At 74.1% G+C, this 6,000-nt stretch carries 8 protein-coding genes (1 of these 8 cut by a window edge); 3 read left to right on the top strand and 5 right to left on the bottom strand.

Annotated elements, in window-relative coordinates:
- On the top strand, window positions 1-368 hold the 3' end of the coding sequence (locus H565_RS0104740; RefSeq protein ID WP_027460038.1) for a DEAD/DEAH box RNA helicase. The gene continues 1,453 nt to the left of window position 1, outside the view; the window shows 368 of its 1,821 coding nt (coding positions 1,454-1,821); its start codon lies beyond the left edge, outside the window; its stop codon occupies window positions 366-368.
- A 47-nt stretch (window positions 369-415) separates the two neighbouring features.
- Here the strand turns inward: H565_RS0104740 and H565_RS0104735 are convergent, their stop codons facing one another.
- The 5 genes from H565_RS0104735 to H565_RS14335 all read right to left on the bottom strand — a co-directional run bounded on the left by H565_RS0104735 (window position 416) and on the right by H565_RS14335 (window position 4,372).
- The gene (locus H565_RS0104735) at window positions 416-625 is read right to left on the bottom strand and encodes a helix-turn-helix domain-containing protein (RefSeq protein ID WP_027460037.1); all 210 of its coding nucleotides are present in this window, start codon (window positions 623-625) and stop codon (window positions 416-418) included.
- Window positions 625-1,059, bottom strand: coding sequence for a hypothetical protein (locus H565_RS0104730; RefSeq protein ID WP_157468877.1), 435 nt, complete (start codon window positions 1,057-1,059; stop codon window positions 625-627). The genes H565_RS0104735 and H565_RS0104730 overlap by 1 nt, the downstream gene beginning before the upstream one ends.
- 14 nt (window positions 1,060-1,073) lie before the next feature.
- A complete protein-coding gene (locus tag H565_RS0104725) occupies window positions 1,074-1,538 on the bottom strand; it encodes a hypothetical protein (protein WP_027460035.1) in 465 nt (154 codons plus the stop codon).
- Window positions 1,539-1,628: 90 nt separating this feature from the next.
- Window positions 1,629-3,164: a glutamine-hydrolyzing GMP synthase gene (gene guaA, locus H565_RS0104720; RefSeq protein ID WP_027460034.1), complete on the bottom strand. Its 1,536-nt coding sequence runs from the start codon at window positions 3,162-3,164 to the stop codon at window positions 1,629-1,631.
- Window positions 3,165-3,208: 44 nt separating this feature from the next.
- On the bottom strand, window positions 3,209-4,372 hold the full coding sequence (locus H565_RS14335; RefSeq protein WP_034408401.1) for a peptidase associated/transthyretin-like domain-containing protein: 1,164 nt from the start codon (window positions 4,370-4,372) through the stop codon (window positions 3,209-3,211).
- A gap of 99 nt (window positions 4,373-4,471) precedes the next feature.
- Between H565_RS14335 and H565_RS14330 the strand changes: the two genes are divergently transcribed.
- Both H565_RS14330 and H565_RS0104705 read left to right on the top strand, forming a co-directional pair.
- Window positions 4,472-5,029, top strand: coding sequence for a MogA/MoaB family molybdenum cofactor biosynthesis protein (locus H565_RS14330; protein ID WP_034408398.1), 558 nt, complete (start codon window positions 4,472-4,474; stop codon window positions 5,027-5,029).
- A complete protein-coding gene (locus H565_RS0104705; RefSeq protein WP_027460033.1) occupies window positions 5,026-5,805 on the top strand; it encodes a hypothetical protein in 780 nt (259 codons plus the stop codon). The genes H565_RS14330 and H565_RS0104705 overlap by 4 nt, the downstream gene beginning before the upstream one ends.
- Window positions 5,806-6,000 lie beyond the last annotated feature (195 nt).

Below are 6,000 nucleotides of genomic sequence, written 5' to 3'. Positions count from 1 at the left end.
TGGCAGACGTGCCCAGCGAGTTCGTCGAGGGGCTGCTCGCTGCCAATCCGCTGGAAGGCGAGGTGCAGGTTGAGGTCGCCCAGGAGCTGCCCGAACTGTTCGAGGCCCCCGCCCGCGAGGGCCGTCAGGGCGGCGGCTACGGCGGAGGCCGGGGCTACCGCGACCGTGATGAAGGCGGCTTCCGCAGCGGACGCGGCGGCTTCCAGGGCCAGGGCGGTGGCCGCGGGGGCTACGGCTCGCGCGACGGGGGCGGCTCGCGCGGCGGCGGCCAGGGCCGCTGGAACCGCGACGGTCAGGGCGGCCGTGACCGGGGCGAGGCCCGCCGCGAGGACTTCGCCGACCGCGAGTTCGTGCCCGCCGGGCGCTGAACGCAGAAGTTGAAAGAAACTCCCCCGCCGGTGATGGGCGGGGGGTTTCATTTTTCCTGCGTATAGACCAGCAAGTCGCCCGGCTGGCATTCCAGCACCTCGCAGATCGCTTCCAGGGTGCTGAAGCGCACTGCCCGCGCCTTGCCCGTCTTGAGGATGCTGAGGTTGGCGAGGGTGATGCCCACCCGCTCCGACAGTTCGGAGAGGGTCATGCCGCGCTCGCGCAGCCGCTCGTCGAGGCGGACTTCAATGGGCATCAGACGGTCAGTTCCTCGTCCTGAATCAGGGCGGCGACCTCGTGCAGCACGGCACCCAGGGCGAGCAGACCCAGGCCGGGCAGCAGCGCGAGAAAGGTGCCCACACTGCCCGACAGCGCCAGCATGAGGGCCGCCATGATGTGCGGCGCGGGGGGGCGGCCCGGCTCCAGCAGGGTCAAGACTCCCGCCAGCAACGCCTGGCCTGTGAGCAGGATACCGGCCCAGGTCACGGCACGGGCCGCCCCCACCAGGGTCGCGGCGCGTGCGGCCCACCACAGCAGTGCGAGCACGGGCAACCCCAGCAGCAGGGGTACGGCGTCTGTCTGCCAGTCCACGGCAACTCCCAGGTGGGCGGCCAGCGCCGCCGAGAGCGCCAGCAGCAGCGGTGTTCCCAGGCACAGGGCCTCCAGCCAGCGAAGCGCGGGCCGTGCCACCGTGTCGCCTCCCATCACACCACCTCGCGGGCGTGGTCGCGCAGGCGGCGTCCCCTGTCGAGCCAATCGCTCAGACCTATCAGGAGCAGCGGCACGGCCAGGGCCAGCAGGGTGGACAGCACGCCGCCCGGCGTCCACGTGAGCTGCACGTTGTCCGGGTCGAGCCACAGCGCCAGTGCCCCCAGGGGCAAGGTGACCAGACCCGCTCCCAGCAACCAGCGCCCGCCCTCGCCCACCCGCCGCGCCACCTCGCCGTCCAGCGGGGTAAAGTCCCGCGCCCGGCGCAGCGCCGCCCGCAGGTGCCCCAGCCCCTGTGCAGTCGGCAGGAGCAGCAGCACCACCAACATCATGACCAGTCCTGCCGGAAGGGAGAACAGGGCCACACCACCCATCAGGAAAACGCCCAGCCACGTCAACCAGAGCGCCAGGGTCACGCCCGCATAGAGCACCGACAGCAGAGTGGACAGCGACAGCCGCATAGAGACCTCCCGACGCAGGTTCGTCGAAAAACGATATTATCGTTTCTCAATATGCGGGCCGGGATGGAGACTGTCAAGCGGGGCTGAGGTTCACTCCCACTCAATCGTCGCGGGCGGCTTCCCGGTGATGTCGTACACCACGCGGTTGACCTCGTGGACCTGATTGACGATGCGGCTACTCATGGTCGCCAGGAACTCGTAGGGCAGCCGCGCCCATTCCGCCGTCATGAAGTCGTCGGTGGTCACGGCCCGCAGCGCCGCGGTGTAGGCGTAGGTGCGCCCGTCGCCCATCACGCCGACCGATTGGATGGGCGTCAGCACCGCGAGGGCCTGGCTGCACCCGTCGTAGAGGCCGAACTCGCGCAGCCCCGAAATGAAGATGTCGTCCACCCGCCGCAGGATGTCCAGCTTCTCCTCGCTGACGGCTCCCAGGCAGCGGATGGCGAGGCCGGGGCCGGGGAAGGGGTGGCGCATGCGGATGTGGTCGGGCAGGCCCAGCAGCCGGGCAATCTCGCGCACCTCGTCCTTGAAGAGGGTGCGGAACGGCTCGACGAGTTTGAAGGCGAGGTCGTCGGGGAGGCCGCCCACGTTGTGGTGACTCTTGATGTTGGCCGCCCCCGACTTGTCGCCGTGGGTGCCGCCCGCCGACTCAATCACGTCGGGGTAGAGGGTGCCCTGCGCGAGGAAGTCGAAGGGGCCGTACTTGCGGGCCTCGCGCTCGAAGGCCCGGATGAACTCGCGCCCGATGATTTTGCGCTTCTCTTCGGGGTCGTGGACGCCCGCGAGCGCCCCCAGGAACTCGGCGCGGGCGTCGACCGTCACGAGGTTGACGCCCAGGGGCCGCAGGGCCGCCTCGACCTGCTCGCGCTCGCCCAATCTCAGCAGTCCGTGGTCGATAAAGACGGCGGTGAGGCGCTCGCCGACCGCGCGCGCGAGCAGCAGCCCCAGCGTGGAGGAATCCACCCCGCCGCTGATGGCGAGGAGCACCCGGCCTTCCTCGCCCACCTGCGCCCGCACCTCCTCAATCAGGTCGTCGATGATGTGCTCGGCGGTCCAGTCGCGGGCGACCCCGCAGAGGTCCAGGAAGTTGGCGAGGAGCTGCCCGCCCTTGGGCGTGTGGACGACCTCCGGGTGGAACTGCACCCCGTAGCGACGGGTACGCGGGTTCTCGATGGCGGCGACCGGGGTGTCAGCGGTTTCGGCGGCGGCCTCGTAGCCCTCCGGCAGCCGGGTCACCGCGTCGGCGTGGCTCATCCAAGCGACGAACTCGCCCTGAATGCCCCGGAACAGCTCGCCGCCGTAGCGGGTGAGGTCGGCCTTGCCGTACTCGTGCTTGCCCGCCCGCGCGACCTCGCCGCCCGCCTCGTGCGCGAGGAGCTGCATCCCGTAGCACACGCCGAGCACGGGCACGTCCAGCTCCAGCACGCCGGGGGCGGGGCGGGGCGCTCCGGGGTCGTAGACGCTGCTGGGGCCGCCCGACAGCACGAGGCCCTGGGGACGCTCCTGGGCGATGCGCTCCAGGCTGGCGGTGCCCGGCAGAATCACGCTGTAGGCTCCCAGCTCGCGGAAGCGCCGCGCGATGAGGCGGGTGAACTGGCTGCCGAAGTCCAGAATGACGAGGCTCACGGGCGTGATTGTGGCACATGGTCCGCTTGCCGGGGCGCGGCTCCCTACGGGGCCAGGTCGATGGTCACGGGCACCGCGCTGGGGGCCGTCACGGTGACCTCGGCGGGGGCGTAGCCGTCGGCGGCCACCCGCAGGACGTACTCGCCGGGTGCGGGCAGGGTGACCTCGCCGGGGGCGGTGCCGACCTCGGCCCCCGCCTTCAGCCCCGCCCCGGCGGGTGCCCGCACCACGCTGAGGCGCACCGGGCCGGGGGCCTCGCCCTGCACGGCGAAGGTGAGGGGGCAGCAGGCGGGGGCCGGAGCCGCCGTCCGGGTGGCGGTCGTCGCGTCCCCCCCACCCCCCGACCGCCACGCCCACAGCGCCGCCGCGAGCGCGAGCAGCACGAGCAGCGCCAGCAGGGGCCACAACCACGCGGGGCGACGGCTTCCGCGCCGGGCCTCCTGCCCCGGCTTGACCACCCGCCGGGTGCCGTCCGGGTTCCAGGTGATGCGGACGTCCTCGCTCAGCCGCCGCCGCGAGGTGGGGCGGGGGGGGAGGGGAGTGTTCGCGGGCGCGGGGGCCGCCGTCCCCTCCCCGACTTCCTTTGCTGCTTCCGCTGGGGGGGCCGGAGGCGGAGGGGGCGCGTCCGGCTCGGCGGCCTCGGCGGGAGGGGGCACCCGCAGCGGCGGCACCTCCGCGGGCGCGTTCAGCCGGGCGAGGAGGTCGGCGGCGGTCGCGTCCTCCCCTGCGCCGCGCAGGGAAGCCGGAAGCTCGCCCAGCGTCTCCAGCGCCGCGAGCAGCGCCCGCACGTCCCCCGCCGGGGTGGGGTCGCCGCCCCAGGGCAGCCCGGCCCCCGCGAGGGCGACCTGCCCGTCCACGCTCCACAGTTGCGCGGCGCTCACGCCCCCGTGGGTCAGGCCCGCCGCATGCAGCGCCGCGAGGGCCTCCAGCCCGCCCCGCGCGGCGAGGAGGGGGTCGCGGGCCGGGTGCGCGTGGGGCGGCAGCTCGGTGACGACGTACACCGTCTCGCCGTCCACGCCGCCCTCGGCGGGCCGCAGCAGGGCGGGCGAATCGGGCAGCTCCGGCAGCGGGGCCGCGTGGGGCAGCACATGCAGCAGCACCGGCATCCCGGTCAGGCGGTCGGTCGCACGCAGCGTCCGCACGGACGCGGGGGCCGTGGGGTCGCCGCCGAGGTCACGCGCGGCCACGTAGGGGCCGATGGGCTTCATCGCGGGCCAGTATAGGCCGCCGCCCCGCCCCCCGCCCCGCCCCGACCGTGACCCTGCCCCCGCCCGCCCGGTCCGGGGGCGGCGTATGGTGCGGGCGTCATGGCCGACCCTGCCCCCCCGCCCCCCGGCCCCGCCGCCCACCGCGCCGCCGCGCCCCGGCGGGTGCGGGCCGCCGTCCTCACCGTCAGCGATACGCGCACCCCGGACACCGACACCAGTGGGGCCTACCTGCGGGCCGCGCTGGAGGCGGCGGGCCACGAGGTCACCGCCGCCCGCATCGTCCGCGACGAGGAAGGGGCCATCCGCGCTGCCCTGGGCGAGCTGATGGCGGGGGCCGACGTGGTGCTCACGACGGGCGGCACGGGCCTCACCGGGCGCGACGTGACGGTGCCCGTCGTGGAGTCGCTGCTCACCAAGCCGCTGCCCGGTTTCGGGGAACTCTTCCGGATGCTGAGCTACCGCGACGTGGGGGCTGCCGCCATGCTCTCGCGGGCGGTGGGCGGGCTGGCGGGGGAGACGCTGCTCTTTGCCCTGCCCGGCAGCCGGGGGGCCGTGCAGACCGCCTGGGAGGGCCTCTTGCGCGACGAACTCGGCCACCTCGTCTCCGAAGTCCGGCGGCACGGGCAGCCCGCTGGGGCGGGGGAGGGGTCAGCGTGACCTTTGCCGGAGAGGTCACGCCCCTCTATGCCCTCGCCCTCGCCCTCGTCGCGGCCTACTGGCTGGGGCGAGTGGGGCGCGAGGCCCGCGGGCGGCACCTGCCCCGCGTGGCGTGGTGGGCGGTGCCGGGGTGGGGGGCGCTGCTGCTCGCGCCGCTGCTGGAGGTTCCGGCCCTCTTCGGGCTGGGGGCGGCGGCGCTGCTGCTCGCCGAGTACTGGCCGGGGGCCTACCGCCCCGCCCGCAGCCGGCCCGGCGGGGCGTGGCCGCTGGTGGGGGTGCTGCTGGGCCTCGCGCTGCTGGCGCTGCTTGCCGCGCCGGGGGGCGGGCGGCCCGCAGACACCGCCGCAGCGCTGGCCGCCGCCCTGGGGCTGCTGCTCGCGGGGGCGGGAGGGCTGCTGGCCCGCGCTCTTTTCCGTGCCCGCCCCGCGGCTCCGCGCCTGGGGCTGGAGGTCCGCTTCGGTCCGGTCCAGGTTCCCCCGTGGCCCGACCTCAGCCTCGCCCTGACGGGGAGCGGGGCGCAGCTCACCAACGTCTCGGACGGCCCGCTGTGGCTGGCGGGGTGGTCGCCTTCCGGCACGAACGCCTGGCTGCGGGTGCGCGACGAGGGCGGCGTGCCCCTCAACGTGCTTCCCCGCGGCGGGCACGCTTACCTCCCCCTGCGCGGCTGGGAGCGCGGGGTGCGGGTGTGGTACCGCCGGGAGCCGGGGCCGGGGCCGTCGCAGCTCTTTCGCGCCGACTGGACGCCGCCGGGCGGGGGCGAACGGGTGCTGAACTGAAAAGCATTCCGGTTGAACAGCTCTGGAAGAACTGGAACCCCGACTGACAGGAGAAGGAAAGGCGGTGACCCAGAGGAGTGGAAGCACCGGACTGGTACAGCTCCGGAGGAGAGCGGAGCGAAGGGGCTGGAACGGATTCTCCGGAATCCGTCTGAGGGGTCCCTCTCCCCCCATCCCCCCTGCTCTCTCACCCCC

The organism is Deinococcus murrayi DSM 11303, assembly GCF_000482805.1.
GTDB lineage: Bacteria > Deinococcota > Deinococci > Deinococcales > Deinococcaceae > Deinococcus > Deinococcus murrayi.
Note: the sequence above shows the minus strand (reverse complement) of the source record. Positions and strands in the feature narration are given on the sequence as shown.

Coding starts and splice junctions, on each gene's coding strand:
- H565_RS14330 (WP_034408398.1), top strand. CDS start 4,472: ATGGCCGACCCTGCCCCCCCGCCCCCCGGCCCCGCCGCCCACCGCGCC.
- H565_RS0104725 (WP_027460035.1), bottom strand. CDS start 1,538: ATGCGGCTGTCGCTGTCCACTCTGCTGTCGGTGCTCTATGCGGGCGTG.
- H565_RS14335 (WP_034408401.1), bottom strand. CDS start 4,372: ATGAAGCCCATCGGCCCCTACGTGGCCGCGCGTGACCTCGGCGGCGAC.
- H565_RS0104735 (WP_027460037.1), bottom strand. CDS start 625: ATGCCCATTGAAGTCCGCCTCGACGAGCGGCTGCGCGAGCGCGGCATG.